This is a genomic window from Nostoc sp. (assembly GCF_036916655.1).
Taxonomy (GTDB): Bacteria; Cyanobacteriota; Cyanobacteriia; order Cyanobacteriales; family Nostocaceae; genus Nostoc.
This window is the reverse complement of the sequence record NZ_JBALFY010000107.1, coordinates 1-15839: the sequence shown is the minus strand read 5'-3', so window position 1 is coordinate 15839 and position 15839 is coordinate 1. Positions and strand designations below refer to the sequence as shown.

At 43.3% G+C, this 15839-nt stretch carries 14 protein-coding genes; 8 read left to right on the top strand and 6 right to left on the bottom strand.

Translation table 11 applies throughout. The annotated features are described in order from the left end of the window. Nucleotides 1-17: 17 nt before the first annotated feature. The 4 genes from V7L31_RS29165 (at nucleotide 18) to V7L31_RS29150 (ending at nucleotide 6511) form a co-directional block, all read left to right on the top strand. Entirely contained in the window at nucleotides 18-161 is a 144-nt protein-coding gene (locus V7L31_RS29165; protein WP_334699456.1) for a hypothetical protein, read from the top strand. 770 nt (nucleotides 162-931) lie between these two features. Further along, the gene (locus tag V7L31_RS29160; RefSeq protein ID WP_334699455.1) at nucleotides 932-3289 is read left to right on the top strand and encodes a family 2 encapsulin nanocompartment cargo protein terpene cyclase; all 2358 of its coding nucleotides are present in this window, start codon (nucleotides 932-934) and stop codon (nucleotides 3287-3289) included. Nucleotides 3290-3357: 68 nt separating this feature from the next. After that, the gene (locus V7L31_RS29155) at nucleotides 3358-4767 is read left to right on the top strand and encodes a family 2B encapsulin nanocompartment shell protein (RefSeq protein ID WP_334699454.1); all 1410 of its coding nucleotides are present in this window, start codon (nucleotides 3358-3360) and stop codon (nucleotides 4765-4767) included. A gap of 334 nt (nucleotides 4768-5101) precedes the next feature. Further along, on the top strand, nucleotides 5102-6511 hold the full coding sequence (locus tag V7L31_RS29150) for a family 2B encapsulin nanocompartment shell protein (RefSeq protein WP_334699453.1): 1410 nt from the start codon (nucleotides 5102-5104) through the stop codon (nucleotides 6509-6511). Between the two features lie 287 nt (nucleotides 6512-6798). On the opposite strand, the gene V7L31_RS29145 is transcribed toward V7L31_RS29150, so the two are convergent. Together V7L31_RS29145 and V7L31_RS29140 are read right to left on the bottom strand one after the other, a co-directional pair. Beyond that, complete coding sequence (locus tag V7L31_RS29145) at nucleotides 6799-7095, bottom strand: hypothetical protein (protein WP_334699452.1); 297 nt, start codon at nucleotides 7093-7095, stop codon at nucleotides 6799-6801. 266 nt (nucleotides 7096-7361) lie between these two features. Continuing rightward, entirely contained in the window at nucleotides 7362-9005 is a 1644-nt protein-coding gene (locus V7L31_RS29140) for a hypothetical protein (protein ID WP_334699451.1), read from the bottom strand. An 88-nt stretch (nucleotides 9006-9093) separates the two neighbouring features. On the opposite strand from V7L31_RS29140, the gene V7L31_RS29135 reads away from it, so the two are divergent. Then, on the top strand, nucleotides 9094-12459 hold the full coding sequence (locus tag V7L31_RS29135) for an alpha-mannosidase (RefSeq protein WP_334699450.1): 3366 nt from the start codon (nucleotides 9094-9096) through the stop codon (nucleotides 12457-12459). 76 nt (nucleotides 12460-12535) lie between these two features. Here the strand turns inward: V7L31_RS29135 and psbN are convergent, their stop codons facing one another. After that, nucleotides 12536-12667: a photosystem II reaction center protein PsbN gene (psbN, locus tag V7L31_RS29130; protein WP_179068265.1), complete on the bottom strand. Its 132-nt coding sequence runs from the start codon at nucleotides 12665-12667 to the stop codon at nucleotides 12536-12538. 85 nt (nucleotides 12668-12752) lie between these two features. Here psbN and psbH point away from each other — a divergent pair, with 85 nt between their 5' ends. Then, complete coding sequence (gene psbH / locus V7L31_RS29125; protein ID WP_179068264.1) at nucleotides 12753-12956, top strand: photosystem II reaction center phosphoprotein PsbH; 204 nt, start codon at nucleotides 12753-12755, stop codon at nucleotides 12954-12956. A gap of 202 nt (nucleotides 12957-13158) precedes the next feature. Here the strand turns inward: psbH and V7L31_RS29120 are convergent, their stop codons facing one another. Further along, a complete protein-coding gene (locus V7L31_RS29120) occupies nucleotides 13159-13737 on the bottom strand; it encodes a Uma2 family endonuclease (protein ID WP_334699449.1) in 579 nt (192 codons plus the stop codon). 134 nt (nucleotides 13738-13871) lie between these two features. Between V7L31_RS29120 and V7L31_RS29115 the strand changes: the two genes are divergently transcribed. Further along, on the top strand, nucleotides 13872-14144 hold the full coding sequence (locus V7L31_RS29115) for a TatA/E family twin arginine-targeting protein translocase (protein ID WP_179068263.1): 273 nt from the start codon (nucleotides 13872-13874) through the stop codon (nucleotides 14142-14144). A gap of 210 nt (nucleotides 14145-14354) precedes the next feature. After that, complete coding sequence (gene pth / locus V7L31_RS29110; protein ID WP_334699448.1) at nucleotides 14355-14996, top strand: aminoacyl-tRNA hydrolase; 642 nt, start codon at nucleotides 14355-14357, stop codon at nucleotides 14994-14996. Between the two features lie 64 nt (nucleotides 14997-15060). On the opposite strand, the gene V7L31_RS29105 is transcribed toward pth, so the two are convergent. Together V7L31_RS29105 and V7L31_RS29100 are read right to left on the bottom strand one after the other, a co-directional pair. After that, entirely contained in the window at nucleotides 15061-15204 is a 144-nt protein-coding gene (locus V7L31_RS29105) for a hypothetical protein (protein WP_334699447.1), read from the bottom strand. Nucleotides 15205-15428: 224 nt separating this feature from the next. Continuing rightward, a complete protein-coding gene (locus tag V7L31_RS29100) occupies nucleotides 15429-15692 on the bottom strand; it encodes a hypothetical protein (protein WP_375494950.1) in 264 nt (87 codons plus the stop codon). Nucleotides 15693-15839: the final 147 nt, after the last annotated feature.

Genomic DNA, 15839 nt, shown 5'->3' with positions numbered 1-15839 from the left:
CAGAATATATAAGGTTATTGATAAACAAGGGACAGCGAGATGCTATGCGATCGCAACATGGCAGGTTATTCCAGTTCAGAGAATGCCTCAATTACCCAGCGATCGCCTCTGGATATTTCTTCGCTAGTCCCGACAAACAGGTGCAGGTACGAAATATATAGGGTTTCGAGGTTCAGAACCAAAAACAAGCGATCATTTCAGTAACGATTTTCCTTGCTTGTAGGTTCAGTTTGCTGGAGGATTGGCTCTATTTCTGATTACCTGCACTGTTCTGTAGAGACTACCATCGCATTACTCTCGTTGGGAACAGATATATTACTTATTATTTTTTTTTATATTTTAATTATTCACTTAACTGTCTACTTAATTATTTTCTTAACTGTCTTAACTGTCTTAACTGTCTACTTAATTATTTTCTTAGCTGTCTTAACTGTCTTAACTGTCTACTTAATTATTTTCTTAGCTGTCTTAACTATCCAATTAATGATAACTAAACGTCTTAACTGTTATTGCATTTTATTGATAAAGCTGAGATTATCTTAAAGACAGATATTTATAGCTATTTTTGGAGATAAATCAAAGATAATACTTGGCTGAAGGTGTATGAAAAACCTTCTTAGTGGGTTCGAGTTGCTACGGGGCGTGAACCTAGTCCTTCAGAAGCAGCAATTGATAGTCAATCAATATATATTCATTCAGACTCCTGCATAATGATGATATTTCACTAAAAAGCCACTTAATTTATTTAAGTAGGCACAGCAGAAAGTGGATGATCTTAAACAATTTCACGAAATTCTGGTAATAGCAATTTATGAATTTCTCGATTCAGTAAGGAGTATCTTCATGATATCAAAGATTAACCAAAAATATCAAAAAATTAACAAGAATTAAATCAATACAATGAGCTTAAACTGATAGGTTTAAATGGATAATGACTTCAAGTAAGCAACCTTTTGAGTTGCCGAGTTTTTATGTACCTTGGCCGGCACGGTTAAACCCAAACCTGGAAGCAGCACGGGTACATTCTAAAGCTTGGGCTTATGAAATGGGAATTTTGGGTGGGGCAGAGGGATCAGAAGATTATGGGATTTGGGATGAGCGCAAGTTTGATGCCCATGACTATGCACTATTGTGTTCCTATACCCATCCAGATGCCGATGAACAGATGCTCAATCTGGTAACTGACTGGTATGTTTGGGTATTTTTCTTTGACGATCACTTCCTTGAGCTTTACAAGCGTACCCAAGATATGGCGGGGGCCAAGAAGTACCTCAATGGACTACCAGCGTTTATGCCTGTACAGCCCCAAGAAACGCCGCCAGAACCCACTAATGCCGTAGAACTGGGTTTAGTAGACCTCTGGAATCGCACCATCCCTAATGCTTCCCAAGATTGGGTAATCCGATTTTCAGAAAGTACCATCAATCTTCTCAAAGAATCTCAGTGGGAACTCGCCAATATCAGCCAGCATCGCGTCGCTAACCCCATTGAGTACATTGAGATGCGCCGTAAGGTAGGGGGAGCGCCCTGGTCAGCTAACCTAGTGGAACACGCGGTTGGGGCAGAAATTCCCGATGCGATCGCGCCATCTCGACCAATGCGTGTCCTCAAAGACACCTTTTCTGATGGAGTACATCTGCGAAATGACATCTTCTCCTACCAAAGAGAAGTAGAAGAAGAAGGGGAAAATGCGAACTGTATCTTGGTCTTGGAACAATTCCTCGATGTGAGTACCCAAGAAGCGGCCAACCTCACTAACGACTTACTCACATCTCGCGTGCAACAGTTCGAGAATACCTTTGTCACTGAGCTTCCTTCCTTGTTCGAGGAATATAGTCTGACTCCTGATGAGCGTCTGAAAGTCGTGCTATATGCCAAAGGACTTCAGGACTGGCAGTCGGGGGGTCATGAGTGGCATACGCGATCGAGCCGCTACATGAACCAGACATCAGATAAATCTTCGCCAGCAAGTTGGTTTTTAGGTGGCCCCACTGGACTAGGCACATCGGCCGCCCGTCTGAGAGCCTTATACGATAGTTTGGGACTAAAACGGTTCAAAAGCTTTACCCATGTTCCCTATAAGCCTGTAGGGCCAGTAAGCTTACCACAGTTTTATATGCCCTTTTCCACCAGCTTGAATCCCCATCTAGAAGAGGCTCGGCGGCATTCTAAGGAATGGGCGCGTCAAATGGGGATGCTGGACAGACTACCAGGAATGCCCAGCATTTACATCTGGGATGACCATAAATTCGATGTAGCAGACGTAGCCTTATGTGGTGCTTATATTCATCCCAATGGGTCTAGTGCTGAGTTGAATGTCACAGCCTGCTGGCTGGTTTGGGGAACCTATGCTGATGACTACTTCCCGGCACTGTATGGTTATAGCCGCAACATGGCTGGGGCGAAAATCTTTAACGCTCGGTTATCAGCCTTTATGCCCCTTGATGAGAGTCCTGTTCCCGAAGCCACCAACCCAGTCGAACGGGGTTTGGCAGATATTTGGGCGCGGACGGCTGGCCCCATGAACCCTAATGCTCGCCGCCAGTTCCGTCGGGCGATTGAAGATATGACGGAAAGCTGGTTATGGGAACTAGCTAACCAAATCCAAAATCGCATTCCAGACCCGATAGACTACGTGGAAATGCGTCGTAAGACCTTTGGCTCCGATCTCACTATGAGCCTGTCTCGACTTTCCCAAGGGGACGAGATCCCACCAGAGATATTCCGCACCCGAACCATGCAGAATATCGATAATTCGGCTGCTGATTTCGCCTGTCTGACAAACGATGTTTTCTCTTACCAGAAAGAAATCGAATTCGAGGGCGAGATTAATAACGGTGTGCTGGCGGTTCAGAATTTCCTGAACTGCGATATCCCCCATGCTGTGGCAATTGTTAACGACCTGATGACCTCTCGTGCCCTTGAGTTTGAACATATTGTTGCGACTGAACTCCCTGCCTTGTGTGATGATTTCGGACTGGATATAAGTACCCGCAAGAAACTGTACGCATATATCAAGAAACTAGAGCAGTGGATGTGTGGGGTACTCAAATGGCATAGAGCAGTAGACCGCTATAAGGAATTTGAATTGCGGAATAACTCGACAGAAAACCGCTTACTCCAAGGCCCTACAGGCTTAGGGACTGCTGCAACTCAAATTAGACCAAGTGTCGGTCAGGAAACAACTCAAACTAATGTTCAGCCAGTGGTGCAGAACTTACTGAGTGGCCCAACAGGTTTAGGGACTTCAGCTACCAAAATCGGATCGCTGTTAAGAACTAAAGGTTAGCTCAATCTGAGTCCGTCTTCCGGTCAATTAAATAATTTGTCAACAAACACTACCAATGGAGATTTATCATGACTAATGCAGCAAATACTCCCCTAGAAAATCAAATTGAGCAACAGCCAATAAGTTTGGGGACAGAAGCGGCGCGTAATTTGGCAACAACCACCAAAACCCAACCCCAGATGCAGGGCATTACCTCACGGTGGCTCTTAAAACTGCTGCCTTGGGTAGAAACAGTGGGTGGAACCTATCGGGTCAACCGTCGCTTAACTTATACCGTTGGGGATGGACGGGTTAGCTTTACCAATACAGGCGCTCAGATACAGGTCATTCCTCAAGAACTCACTGAGTTACCTTTGTTGCGGGGATTTGAAGATGTTGGGGTGTTAAACGCCTTAGCTAATCAATTTGTGCAACAAGAATTTGCTGCTGGAGATGTCATCATTCAAGCAGGTCAAGCGGCCGATCAAGTATTGTTGATTGCTCATGGTAAAGTCAATAAAATTGGCCCTGGCAAGTATGACGAGCAAGTTGTTTTGGATGTATTAGCCGATGGCGATCATTTTGGTGACTACGCTTTAATAGAATCCCAGGATACTTGGGATGTCACTCTCACCGCCCTGACTCGTTCTACAATCTTATCTCTGCCTCAAGCAGCCTTTCAAAACCTGGTTAACCAGTCTGAGGCTCTGCAAGGGCAAGTGGATCGATTCAGAGAAAAATTGCGCCAGCCCAAAAATCAAGAAGGGGAAGCCTCGATTGATATTACCTCCGGCCACCTGGCAGAGGAAGTATTACCAGGGACATTTGCAGACTATGAACTCAATCCACGGGAATATGAGTTAAGCGTCGCTCAAACTATTTTGCAAATCAATACACGGGTTGCTGACCTCTACAACGAACCTCTGAACCAGACTGAGGAACAATTGCGGCTCACCATCGAAGCATTACGGGAACGCCAAGAACACGAAATAATTAACAATCGTAACTTCGGACTGTTACACAATGCCGATCTCAAACAACGCATCTTTACCCGCAGTGGCCCCCCAACTCCTGACGATCTCGATGAGTTGATCTCTATTGTTTGGAAAGAACCGAGCTTTTTCTTAGCTCATCCCCGCGCTATTGCTGCTTTTGGTCGAGAATGTAACCGTCTAGGACTCTATCCCGATCCTATCCCCACGGGTAACAGTGCAATTCCCTCTTGGCGTGGTATTCCCATCTATCCTTCCAATAAGATTCCAGTTACCAAAGAGCGTACTAGCTCGATTCTCTTAATCCGTGCGGGAGCAACCAACCAGGGTGTGATTGGTCTTCATAAAACTGGCATTCCTGATGAATATCAGCCTAGTTTATCTGTGCGCTTCATGGGTATTAACGAAAAGGCTGTTATTTCCTACCTGGTCAGCGCTTACTACTCTACAGCCGTTCTTGTTCCTGACGCATTAGGCATTCTTGAAGATGTAGAAATTGGTCTCTAAGTAGTCGGACATCCTCTTGAAAGTAGGGGCGATCGCTCTTTGCGTTCCCGAAGGGTACAACCCGCCTCTACCCCCCAATGCTCTCTCTTAAGAAAATGAAAGGGAGTGGAGAGTGGGGAAACTAAACCGCTTAACATTGGGCGGGGTTTCAACAACCCTTGGGATTCAAGGATTTTTTCTCGTGCGAACGCTACCGCGAACGTGCCACTTGCGGGCGTTCGCGCAGCGGGACGAAATACGGCTTTAAACCTCAATTTCGGGGCTAATTTCTTCCCCTACTCACTACTCCCGCCCCGAAGGGTTAGTAAATTTAGTCTCATGAAACGTTAACTTTATGACAGATGCTTCGATTGGGCCAAATTTAGACCAAGAAAACGGGCAACCCCAGATCAGCTTAAGCACTAAAGGGGCGCGGAATTTAGCCAAAACCACGAAAACTCCGCCCCAGATGCAGGGCATTACCCCTAGGTGGTTGTTACAGATGTTGCCTTGGGTGCAAGTCACAGGTGGAGCCTATCGAGTTAACCGTCGCTTCACCTATGATGTTGGCAATGGACGGGTTAGCTTTACCAATGTAGGGGCTGAAGTACGGGTCATTCCCCAAGCACTTCGTGAACTATCTCTACTGCGTGGGTTTGAGGATATTGAGGTACTCAACGCCTTGGCAGCCCACTTTGTGCAACAAGAATTTGCCCCTGGTGAGGTAATTGTCCAGGAAGGTCAACCAGCCGACCAAGTGTTATTAATTGCTCATGGTAAAGTTAATCAGCTGAAGGCAGGAAAATATGAGGCGGAAGCTTTACGGGATATTCTAGCTGAGGGCGATTGTTTTGGTGGCGAAGCGATTGTTTTATCTCAGGAGACATGGGAAGTTAGCGTGAGAGCTGTTACGCGTTGTATAGTTTTGTCTTTGCCAGTACAGGCGTTTCGGGAGTTGCTAAACCAGTCTGAAACGTTGCAAACTCAAGTTGATCGCTTGAGAGCTATGTTGAGCAAACCTCAGGATAGGTACAATCAAGCCGAGATCGTCACGTCTGCCGGTCATAGTCAGGAAACTGAGTTACCCAGGACATTTGTTGATTACGACTTGAGTCCACGGGAGTATGAGTTAAGCGTAGCTCAAACAATTTTACAGGTGAATACGCGAGTTGCTGACCTCTACAACGAACCGATGAACCAGACGGAGCAACAATTACGGCTGACTATCGAAGCGTTGCGGGAACGGCAAGAATACGAAATGCTTAATAACCCTGATTTCGGGTTGTTGCACAATGCCGATCTTAAGCAACGCATCTTTACCCGCACCGGCCCACCGACTCCAGATGATTTTGATGAATTGCTCTCTCGGCGGCGCAAATCCCATTTTTTCCTAGCTCACCCTCGCACGATCGCTGCTTTTAACCGGGAGTGTAACCGTCGTGGAATCTATTCCCCAAGCACGCAGGTGAACGGAAAGATTGTACCTGCATGGCGCAACTATCCGATTTTTCCTTGTAACAAAATTCCGATCACCAAGGAAGGTACTAGCTCTATTTTGGTACTCCGTGTCGGAGAAGAAAACCAAGGGGTGGTAGGTCTACACAAAACGGGTATCCCTGATGAATACCAACCGAGTTTGTCTGTGCGGTTTTTGGGCATCAGCGAAAAAGCGATCATTTCTTATCTTGTCAGCGCCTACTACTCCGCAGCGATTCTCATCCCCGATGCACTTGGCATCCTGGAAGATGTGGAAATTGGACACTGAGGGAAGGGTATTTCCCCACTCCCTTTCATATCGGAATTTCAATGATAAATTCTGTACCTTTTATAGCTGTAGGCAAATGCAAGGGCGCTGATATTGCTTGTGCCTTGCTCTTGATTTTTCATGCTCAAAAAGGTGCGGTAGATATCACACCTTTTTGAGGTTGCCTACTTATTGCTCTGTTATAGTCAGACTTGTTTATCTTAAGGGGTCAGACCCCCTATTCGCCACCTGCATCCGTAAAAGTTGTCGGGCATCTTGTTTGTAAGAAATCATTCAGGATTGTTGTATTATTGCTCTAAAAAGTTTGTCACTTTGAAATTCGATGTTCCCTCCCAACAGTGGTTCAAAAAAGCGCTTACCTGGGCATCTGCTGAATCAGCCGATTCTCTAGAAGCGTTAAATTGCACTGCTGTCACAATGTACTCAAAGATAATTACAAACTGCTTTTGGGGTGAAATTCTTTCGACTACAATTGTTTCACCTATTTTAGGGATTTGAGGTAAATTTACCACAAATGTCTCAATTTTCGGTTTATCTAGTGGATTTTTGAAATTGAAGTATTTACAGTAAACAATAATTTTCACTTAGACAACCACCAATAACAATTCAAAATTCAAAATGACGCTCTCTACGAGACGCTGCGCGTAGCTTGCTTCCCCGCAGGGGTACGTAGACTCGCTCTAAGCGAAGCCATGCCGCAGGCTTTACGCTACGCTAACAAAATTCAAAATTTAAGAGTGTATGTAGGGTGTGTTGCACTGTGCTAACGTACCCTACGTTTATTCCAAAAATCTGAATTGGAAAATTGTGAATATTTATTATAGTAGATTTTTCAAAAATATCTATTAGGTTATTTACCCTGCCATAGTTGCCGCAACGACTGAAAAATCCTTACAAATCTCTCTTCTAGCCAGAGCATAACATAATCAAGCCATTCCAGAAGTTGCTCTAAGGGATGCTTCTCATAGCCAGATGAAGTTGCTTTGGTTTCTATCCAGTCTGGCTGTGCCTCAACTTGACTGCTTTGCTGAAACTGCTGTTTCAACATTTGCCCTTTACGACTCTCGCTTTTAGTGTGAGAAATGCTGGTTCGGTTTTGTTTTGCAGAGGCGATTTTTCCAGATGTTTTTTGCGTTGAGGCAAGATTATTAGTTGGTTGTTTTCTTTGTACCAAGCCAGATCCGAATTTAGGTTGTTTTACACTCAAATTCTTTTGTGGAAAATGCCCTACTGATAAACTTGGTACTAAAGCAGGATTTGTCCTTTGAGAAAGTGTAACTGACTTATCAGCGACGGTTTCGGTGTCACCAAATAAATCATTCCATGTTAGCCAAGGATCATCTATTAAATACTGATTATCCAACTGAGGGCTTTTGGATAAGGCTTTTCTAAGGCGTGATGAGAATAGTTTACCTGGCAATCGCTCCTCATTGGTTGTTGGATCAAGTGTTTTGCTATTGCCAACACCAAAAAAGTAATTAAGTGCCGCCTCAATCAAAGCTTGAAGATTTTGTGTATGAGTTTCCAAACCATCAGCATTGGGGGCAATTTCCCCCTTACCAGCTAATTGCTCTTTGCCATAAAGAAATATGTTTAACTGAGTTTGGGCAACTTGAACAATTTCCTGGCTACGTTCTTGTACAGGTACTAAAGCATTTGATTCTAACTTAGCAAAGGCTATATCTAAAAATGTTAATAATCTATCTGTATTCAGTAAATCTTTTGATATACCCTCGGCTAAAACTGGAATTTTGGCTGAATTTCCGTCAGTTAATTTTGCTAATAACTGGTCAATCTGTGGTAATAGCTGCTGCGTTTCTTTTTTAGCTATAATCAACCGCCAATACTGCCAATACTTAGCAACTTCATTAATAATTCGTTCTTCTAATTTTGCCTGCTGTTGAGATGTCAAAATATCGAGAATTTCATTATCGGCAGTAACTAGTACTAAATTCCGATTCATTAAATTTGTGGCAATTCCCCGCACTATTGGAAGATGCTGTTGCAGAGAATTTTCCAATTGTAAAGGCTTGATATTTACAGCTTGATTCTCTGTAATAATTGATGCTTGAATAAGATTAGAGTTATTATCAACAAATTTCGGCCGAAAAATTCCCAAGAAAGCCAAGGGTTTAAAAGGTTCAGATGTTTTCACCGGAGTAGAGGCGGTTTCATCAGATGACAGAGAATAGACTGCTTCTAGTACATTTTGAATGGGGCTATCAGCATTTGGCGGAGTTTCGGGCTGGAAATCGGTGTCATAAGGTTGTAACTTTAGTCTAGTTTGTGTTTCTTTGGTGTGTAGCGTTTTCCCAGATGATTCAGATGACTGAAACAGTAGATACACTGGGTAAAGTAATACCTCCACACCCCACTTAGTAGCAACTTGCAAATGTCGGTAGGTGTGTTCCCATTGTTGTGTTACCCGCCGAGATTGCTGGTGGACAAAGTTAAATAGTCTGCTTTGATAACGACCAGAGGAACCAGAAGACATAATTAGTAATTTTTTAGTTCAAGTCTTGTTAAGTTGTGAGACTCGCGCCAAACAATAAAAACAACCAACACCTCATCTTAGCGAATATATGACCCCGACTGTCTCTCAATCCCAGACCAAATTTATCTCAGAAGTAATTGAGCAACTGCGCTCTTTTTGTCAAGTTAATCTTCAGTCTACTTGGCTGTACCAAGAATCTGACCTGATTATTACTGATGTTGTAGCTGCTGATTTGTCTCATTGGCAACCTGTCCAGTTGAATGCTAAAGAACATATTGCTTGGACGGGCGGGAAAAAGGTGCTATGGCTAGTGCAAAGATTGGTGGTTCCCCAAGATTTGCAGGGTTATCCCTTAGCTGGGTTATCTTTGCGGCTGGCGCTGCTTTGGTGGGCGGATTCTGCTGAGATTTATGTAAATGGGGAGTTAGTGCTGGAGGGTGATTTATTTGATTGTTCGCCGAGAGTGCTTCTCAGTCAGGAAGTGAGGCCAGGGGAAGAGTTTATTGTGGCTTTGCGGTTAGTGAGTCCGGGACATTGTGATGGTGCTTTGGTGCGATCGCTCCTAGTTTATGAATCTATTATTGATAATAATCCCGATCCCGGTTTTGTCGCTGATGAGTTAGCTGTGTTGCAACTTTATTTGGAAAGGTTTGCACCGGAAAAGTTGGATGTTTTGGCGGCGATGGTGAGGGAGGTTACGAACCGCAGAGGCGCAGAGGACACGGAGGAAGAAAAGGGAGAGTTAGTAAAGTCGTTTTTGTCTCTACGCCAAAACCTACTTCAATCTGACATCTTAGCCCCCCTTTTTAAGGGGGGTTGGGGGGATCAAAAATCTAAAATTTTCCTGTTGGGTCATGCTCATTTAGATTTAGCATGGCTATGGCCTGTGAGTGAAACTTGGAATGCCGCGCAAAACACTTTTGAGTCGGTTCTGAAGTTGCAAGCAGATTTTCCTGAGTTAATTTTTTGTCATTCGACTCCCGCACTTTATGCTTGGATTGAAGAACATCGCCCGGACTTATTTCAAGCAATTCAAGCACAGGTGGCTGCTGAAAGGTGGGAAGTTGTCGGCGGAATGTGGGTGGAACCGGAACTCAACCTAATTGCTGGTGAATCAATAGTCCGTCAGCTATTGTATGGTCAACGCTACATCCAGGAGAAATTTGGCAAGCTTTCAACTGTGGTCTGGGTTCCAGATACTTTTGGTTTTTGTGCCACTTTACCGCAGTTTTTCGCTAATGCTGGAATTGAGTATTTTGTGACGCAGAAGTTGCGGTGGAATGATACTACTAAATTTGATTATGGGGCTTTTTGGTGGCGATCGCCTGACGGTAGCGAAGTCTTTAGTTTGATGTCTGCACCTATAGGTGAAAGCATTGATCCGGTTAAAATGGCATCCTACGCTCTTGAATGGCAAACCCAAACTGGTTTACCAGAATCTCTCTGGCTTCCTGGTGTCGGCGACCACGGCGGCGGCCCCACCCGTGATATGTTAGAAACCGCCCAACGTTGGCAAAAGTCTCCTTTCTTCCCAGACTTAGAATTTACAACGGCTGAAAAGTATTTAGAGAAGATTAGTAAAGGAGACAGGAGTCAGAATTCAGGAGTCAGAATTCAGGAGTCAGAATTCAGAAGTCAGAATTCAGAAGTCAGAATTCAGGAGTCAGGAGTCAAGAGTTATTATTCTCCCCCTGCTTCCCCTGCCTCCCCCTCATTCCCTACTTGGAATGACGAACTATACTTAGAATTCCATCGAGGTTGCTACACTACCCACGCAGACCAAAAACGTTGGAATCGTCGTTGTGAAAACCTATTATATCAAGCTGAACTATTTGCTACCTTGGCAACTGTCAGATGTGGTGTGACATATCCTAAAGCAGAAATTGAAGCAGCTTGGAAACTGGTGTTATTTCAACAGTTTCACGATATCTTACCTGGTTCTTCAATTACCCAAGTTTACACGGATGCGTTACCCCAATGGCAGCAAGTGGAACAATTGGGAACGAAGATATTACAGGAATCACTTTTAGCGATCGCATCTCACATTACCCTATCAGAACCACCAAAACCTGATAGTTTGCCTATTTTCGTTTTCAATCCTCTCAATTGGCAACGTTCTGAGGTAGTTTCTGTAGCCTTACCCACACCAGAAGAATGGCAGATTTACGATACTTCTGGAAAACAGCTTCTCTCCCAATTATCTGAACCATCAACGCTACTATTTCTCGCCCCCGAAATTCCACCCGTAGGCTACCGCATATTTTGGCTTTCCCCCACCCTGCGGGAAGCTAAAGCTACATCCCCCTCATCCCCCTCACTCCTCCCAGACTGGATTTTAGAAAATGAATTCTTGCGAGTTGTGATAGATCCTGATACTGGAGATTTATCAAGTATTTTTGATAAAACTTATCAAAGAGAAATTTTGAGTGGGGCGGGGAATCAACTGCAAGCTTTTAAAGACAGTGGTCAATATTGGGATGCTTGGAATATTGACCCTAATTATGCCCAACATCCTTTACCCGCAACAAATCTTCAATCCATTCAGTGGTTAGAACAAGGCCCAGTGCAAAATCGTGTGCGCGTAGTGCGTCAGTTGGGTGAATCGGAATTTTGCCAAGACTATATTCTGCAAGCTGGTTCACCTCTGCTGAACATCGCTACTACAGTCAATTGGCAAGAAAATCATGTATTAGTGAAAGCTGCTTTTCCTCTCAATCTGGAAGCCGACTTTGCTACTTATGAAATTCCCTGTGGCGCGATTCGCCGCCCAACTAAACCACAAACCCCCGCAGAACAAGCAAAATGGGAAGTTCCCGCTTTACGTTGGGCTGATTTGACAGCAGAAGACACAATCCAAAATCCAAAATCTAAAATCCAAAATCATTATGGTGTTAGTTTGCTGAATGATTGTAAATACGGTTACGACAGCAAACCGAATCAACTCCGCTTGACACTGCTACGCAGTCCTAATTGGCCAGACTCCGAGGCTGACAGAGGTTTTCACGAATTCACATATACCTTGTATCCTCATGCTGGTAGCTGGGAAGCAGCCCATACAGTACGGCGTGGCTATGAATTGAATATACCGTTGCAAGTAATCTTGAATCCATCCGACACTCACGACAGGCTAAACGCCCCGCTAACACTAACAGAACTCAGAACTATTGATGGGGCGAGTTTCTTAGATTTATCAGCTGAAAATTTAATCTTGATGGCCTTAAAGCCATCTGAAGATAATCCACAGCAATTAATTCTGCGGTTTTATGAATGTCACGGAGAAACAGCCGAGTTATCTTTGCAAAGTGATTTAGGGTTGAATCTAGGAGATAGAGTAGATTTATTAGAGCGTTCTTCTAGCACTGAATTCTCATCTAGGCAACAAAACTTGACGATAGAACCTTGGAAAATTGCCAGTTTCCAGGTGATACCAGCAATAAATCCCAAGCTAGAGTAAGCCACGATAGCTGTGTCAGTGGTCAGTTGTGGTTTTCCACTGACCAATGACTAATGACTAATGACCAATGACTCTTTTAATCTTCGTGGTCATCAAATGGATCGTTCAATTGCTTGCTAGGAGGACCAAAAGAGGTATAAATCGACAGTACAGTGATGACAACCACCACGGCAGCCATAGAAATGCTAAGAACTATTGCGGGTTCCATAATTGAGAGATTGATTATGAGTGCTATTCTTATAGAATATTACAGAAGATTAAAAAAAGCTTTGGCAAGTAATCTTAGGTGAACTATGGCACAAAGGACTAGGTTGGGAGATATCCTGAAACCACTGAACTCTGAGTATGGGAAAGTGGCTCCAGGTTGGGGTACTACCCCGGTGATGGCTGTTTTTATTTTGCTATTTTTCGTGTTTTTGCTGATTATTCTGCAACTTTACAATCAATCATTCTTGATTCAGGATGTACTTGTAGATTGGCGGAGTTTAGGACGCTAAAAGATACACAGCGATCGAGTTTGGATAACAAGTTAAGTTACACCCGGTTCTTCCGGGTTTTTTTGTCAGTTGTGATTCAGAATTCATATCATGTCCGCATAATTATAGCCCAATACTCTTGTAGAGACGGCGATTTATCGCGTCTTGAGATGGCGATGAATCGCCGTCTCTACAAATGAAATTGTCTATTCAGGCGGTTAATTCAATCAAATTCAGGTGGCCACAGTTCTGCGATCGCTAATTCCCAACCTGGGAATAATTCTGGTATTGTCAGTTTGTCGTTATTTTTTAAAACTACTGGTTCAAGGTTAGGGCGATAAACTGTTACTAAAACTTTGTCAGGGTCGATGAGCATACCCACTGTAGATCCAAGTTCTAGGAATAGCTTAATCTTTTCTTGGAGGGGTTTGATGCGATCGCTCTTAGATTTGACTTCAACCATCAGGTCGGGTACTAACTGCACAAAGTCACGCTGAGTCTTCTTGAGTCGTTCGGCTCGAACAAAGGAAACATCTGGAGCGCGTAGGTTCCTTTTTTCCGGGTCGCCTCCAGTTTCATCATTTTCAATGCTGGGCAAGATAAAACCAGCACTAGAACCAGTAACACGTCCCAATTTGCGAGGCATGACCCATATATTCAAAAATGTCAGCAGACGAGAACCAATTTCGTCTGACTCATAATCGGATGGCCCCATAACGATGATGTTTCCCTCTACTAACTCCATCCGCAAATCAGGATTTTGTGACTGTAATTGTTCTAAGTCTTGAATTGTCAGAGACATAAAGCATCACTCGCTGGTGGGGCGTTAGCGTAGCTCGCCGCAGGCATCGCTTTCTATGATAGGCGATTATTGAGTAGACTACATAATAATATGCGAGTTTCTGTAGTAGTTCTATAGTTTACAGGAGACAAAAAATGAATATATTTGGTATCGGTCTGCCGGAAATGGCTGTAATTATGGTAGTAGCACTGTTAATCTTTGGCCCCAAGAAGCTGCCAGAAATTGGTCGGAGTGTGGGCAAAACAATTCGTAGTTTTCAAGAAGCTTCCAAGGAGTTTCAAAACGAGTTTCAAAAAGAAGCAGAACAGTTAGAAGAAGCTGTAAAGACCACTGCTGAATTGGAACCTAAGCAAATTTACCCTGCCAAATCTGAGCAGGATACCGCAAGTTCTTCTCAATCTAGCTAGGAGAACATAAGAATTTTGGATTTTGGATTTTGGATTTTAGATTGTTTTGCAGTTTAGAGCAACGTCTTTGGTGAACGTAACAAATCCAAAAAATGCTAATTCCGACGCTGCACTATCGTCAATCTAAAATCACTAAGCCTTGCACCCTTGCAGTCTGTTTCAATCCAAAATCTAAAATCTAAAATCTAAAATTGATTGACTGTAGGCAAAATGACAGAAGTTGTTACGCAACCAGCTTTGGTAATTCCCCAGCTAATTGTCGGGTTGGGGAATCCAGAAGCTAAGTATGACCAAACACGCCATAATATCGGCTTTGCTGCTTTAGAAACTCTCTCGCGTTCTTGGCGCATTTCTTTAGCAGAAAACCGCAAGTTTCAGGGTGAGTATGGCGAGGGTATGGCCCCAGGCGGAGGTAAGATTCGCTTGCTGAAGCCGTTAACTTATATGAATCGCTCAGGACAAGCAATACAAGCGGTGACAAGTTGGTATAAAATGCCGCCTGAATCAGTGCTGGTAATTTATGATGATATGGATTTACCTCTGGGAAAAACTCGTCTGCGTTTATCTGGTTCGGCTGGGGGACATAACGGCATGAAAAGTGCGATCGTACATCTTAGTACCCAAAACTTTCCCCGTTTGCGAATCGGTATTGGTAAACCCAAAGATGCAGCTAATAACGATGATTCCGGTGCTATCTCTCATGTGCTGGGGCGATTTTCGGCAGCCGAAAATCAGCAAGTGTCTCTTGTACTTCAGTTCGTAGTTGAATGTCTTGAACTAAGCCTCAAGCAGGGAGTAGAAAAAGCAATGAATGTTTGTAATAGCCGCACCATTAATAATTCTGAGTCTTAGGGTTCGGTGAATACTTCCCTATAAGTTTGGCAAAGGCACTTATTTTGGTTGATGGACAGCAATTTTAGCTTGTTCCATCCAACCAAGATAAAGCCTGTAACGCCTCTCCTAGAAACACCTGGGTCATTCTTACCTTTTCCTCATCATCAATAGTCTCCATTGTAATATTACCCTCAACCTGAGGAAAACCCCCCTTAGCTAAAGTCATTATTAAGAGGCTATTCGTCCGTTTGAGGCGGGTTACGTGTGCTTCCGAATCCCTAAATCAGCACTTAACTAAAAGTTAATCTAAGTGACCTAATGCACTTTCAGAAGCAATAGAGAAGATGAGAAAATTATAATACTAAATTTTTCTAGCTGTACTAAAATCTGAAAAATAATGTCATCTTAGCTACTAAGATAGATAAGAAAATATGATGATATTTGTAGATTTTAAAAGTTAATTCTGCCCTCATTAAATAATTTGTATCCAACTGTTAATGAGGCAAAAGCAACAAATAAATTCCATAAGCTAGTCGATCTAAAAAATACTCCACCACTGAAGAAAACTAATACTATGCCAATCCCTAACAAAATCCATCCAAAATTACTAGCTTCTCTCCGAAAAAAGACCAGTGTAAATGCACCTGCCATAATCGCTAATACGGCGACGGTAGCAGGTAATCTGTTAGAAAAAGGGATATAGTAACCACTCACAAATATAATGTTTTGACCAAAAAAATATAATCCTGTGAAAAGTAGGATTAAACCCAGAAATGTTGAATCCTAATACAAAACTTTACATATTTAGTTACACTAACTCTAAAAAGCCTAAAATAGTCAACATGACATCATCTCCTCAAA

Bases quoted from the DNA above. Each gene is read 5' to 3' on its own strand.
- pth (WP_334699448.1), top strand. From the start codon at position 14,355: ATGACAGAAGTTGTTACGCAACCAGCTTTGGTAATTCCCCAGCTAATT.
- psbH (WP_179068264.1), top strand. From the start codon at position 12,753: ATGGCACAAAGGACTAGGTTGGGAGATATCCTGAAACCACTGAACTCT.
- V7L31_RS29160 (WP_334699455.1), top strand. From the start codon at position 932: ATGACTTCAAGTAAGCAACCTTTTGAGTTGCCGAGTTTTTATGTACCT.
- V7L31_RS29115 (WP_179068263.1), top strand. From the start codon at position 13,872: ATGAATATATTTGGTATCGGTCTGCCGGAAATGGCTGTAATTATGGTA.
- V7L31_RS29155 (WP_334699454.1), top strand. From the start codon at position 3,358: ATGACTAATGCAGCAAATACTCCCCTAGAAAATCAAATTGAGCAACAG.
- psbN (WP_179068265.1), bottom strand. From the start codon at position 12,667: ATGGAACCCGCAATAGTTCTTAGCATTTCTATGGCTGCCGTGGTGGTT.
- V7L31_RS29135 (WP_334699450.1), top strand. From the start codon at position 9,094: ATGACCCCGACTGTCTCTCAATCCCAGACCAAATTTATCTCAGAAGTA.
- V7L31_RS29120 (WP_334699449.1), bottom strand. From the start codon at position 13,737: ATGTCTCTGACAATTCAAGACTTAGAACAATTACAGTCACAAAATCCT.
- V7L31_RS29140 (WP_334699451.1), bottom strand. From the start codon at position 9,005: ATGTCTTCTGGTTCCTCTGGTCGTTATCAAAGCAGACTATTTAACTTT.
- V7L31_RS29105 (WP_334699447.1), bottom strand. From the start codon at position 15,204: ATGACTTTAGCTAAGGGGGGTTTTCCTCAGGTTGAGGGTAATATTACA.
- V7L31_RS29150 (WP_334699453.1), top strand. From the start codon at position 5,102: ATGACAGATGCTTCGATTGGGCCAAATTTAGACCAAGAAAACGGGCAA.